The organism is Palleronia sp., assembly GCF_042089775.1.
Taxonomy (GTDB): Bacteria; Pseudomonadota; Alphaproteobacteria; order Rhodobacterales; family Rhodobacteraceae; genus Palleronia.
On record NZ_JBELKF010000227.1, the window covers coordinates 1 to 1,974 of the forward strand.

Sequence of the window (1,974 nt, forward strand, 5' to 3'; positions counted from 1 at the left end):
GATGTTGGGCAGCGAGGCGTAGCGCGGCTCGTTGAGGCGCAGGTCCGCGCTGACGATGGCCGGGAGCGGCACCTCGATGGTCTGCAGACCGCCATCGACCTCTCGCGTCACCTTGGCGACGCCGCCTTCGACTTCAAGCTTGGAGGCGAACATCGCCTGACCCCAGCCGAGCCGTGCGGCCAGCATCTGGCCGGTGGCGTTCATGTCGTTGTCGATCGCCTGCTTGCCGGTGACGACCAGATCGGCCCCTTCGGCCTCAGCGACCTTGGCGAGGATCCGGGCCACGGCGAGCGGCTCGATATCGTTGTGCACGTCGTCGGCAGCAGTCACGAGGATCGCGCGATCCGCCCCCATGGCCAGAGCCGTGCGCAGCGCGTCCTGCGCCTGCTTCACGCCGATCGAGACGACGATCACCTCCGTCGCCGTGCCCGCCTCCTTGAGCCGGATCGCTTCCTCGACCGCGATCTCGTCGAAGGGGTTCATTGACATCTTCACGTTGGCGAGGTCGACGCCGCTGCCATCCGCCTTCACGCGGGGCTGCACGTTGTAGTCCATCACCCGTTTTACCGGCACGAGTATCTTCATTTCGTTTCCTACTGTCTTGGGGGAGGGCGAGCCGGGCCAGGCCTCGGCTCGCGTCAATGCCGCGTTCGGATCAGCCCTTGATGCGGATGTTCTCGGGGTCGTAGAGCCCCGGATCCATCACGGTCGCCGCGACCGGTTCGCCGATCACCTCGACCTGCAACTCCGTGCCCACTTCGGCGTATTCCGGGTGCAGGAACCCCATGGCGAGGTTCTTGCCGATCCGGTGGCCCCATCCGGCGGAGGTGATGGTCCCGATGGGCTTGCCATTGGCGAGGATGGCGTCGCCGCCATGCGCAGGCGCATGGTCGCAGTCGAGCGCCAAGGTGACGAAGCGTTGCTTCAGCCCGCCCGCGAGCTGCTCTTCGAGCGCCGCCTTGCCGATGAACTCCGGCTTGTCGATCTTCACGAAACGGTCGAGCCCGCTTTCGATCGGGTTGAACTCGGTGATCAGGTCCGCCTTCCAGTGGCGATAGCCCTTCTCTAGCCGCATCGATTCCACCGCGTGGCCGCCGAACAGCGTCATCCCGTGCTTTTCACCCTCGGCCCGCAGCGCCAGATAGGCGGCATAGAGCTGGTTGTTGGGCACGTGGATCTCGTAGGCAAGCTCGCCCGAGAAGCTGACCGACATGACCACGGCGGGCGCGATGCCGACGAAGGCGCGGCGCACCGAGAGCCACGGGAAGGCCGCCTTGGACCAGTCGCCACGCGACACGCCGGACAGAACATCGCGCGCTTTGGGTCCCGCGATCACGAGGATCGTCCAGTCGTTGGTGAGCGAGTGGATCTGCACCGAGCCGTCTTTGGGCAGATGCGCCTCCAGCCAGTCCATGTCATGGTATTCGGAAGCCGCGGCGGAGCCGTACCAGACGGTATCAGCGTCGAGATTGGCGAGCGTCGCCTCGGCCTTCACGTTGCCTTGGTGGTTCAAGAGGTAGGTCAGGCCGACCTTGCCATCCTTGCGCGGGATGCGGCCGCAGACCATGGTGTCGAGCCAGTCGCGCGCGCCGGGGCCGGTGATCTCGAAGCGGTTGAAGCCGTTGACCTCCGCCATGCCGACGCCCGTGCGCACCGCTTCGATCTCCTTGGCCACGACGGGGAAGGTCTCGTTGAACCTGAAGCTGTGGGTTTCCTCGAAATCGGGGCTCGGCTTGATATAGGCCACGCGCTCCCAGCCATTGACGGTGCCGAACTCGGCGCCCTCGGCGGCGAGGATCGGGGTCAGCGGCGTGGTCTTGGCCGGGCGGCCCGCGGGGCGGTGCTCATGCGGGAAGTGGAAGCGGAACTCGTTCTGGTAGTCCTCGATCGCCTTCAATGCGGTCAGCTCGACGTTGGCATGGCCGGTGAAGCGGCGCGGGTCGATGACCCAGGTGTCGTAGCAGGCCTCGCCAT

2 protein-coding genes are annotated in these 1,974 nt (G+C 66.0%); both read right to left on the reverse strand.

All coding sequences use genetic code 11. The features are described from left to right. A partial coding sequence (locus ACFDS3_RS20330) for an electron transfer flavoprotein subunit beta/FixA family protein (protein WP_375264144.1) occupies window positions 1-585 on the reverse strand: 585 nt, incomplete at its 3' end. Window positions 586-655: 70 nt separating this feature from the next. After that, window positions 656-1,974 (reverse strand): glycine cleavage T C-terminal barrel domain-containing protein (locus ACFDS3_RS20335; RefSeq protein ID WP_375264145.1); only part of this gene is annotated, 1,319 nt, incomplete at its 5' end.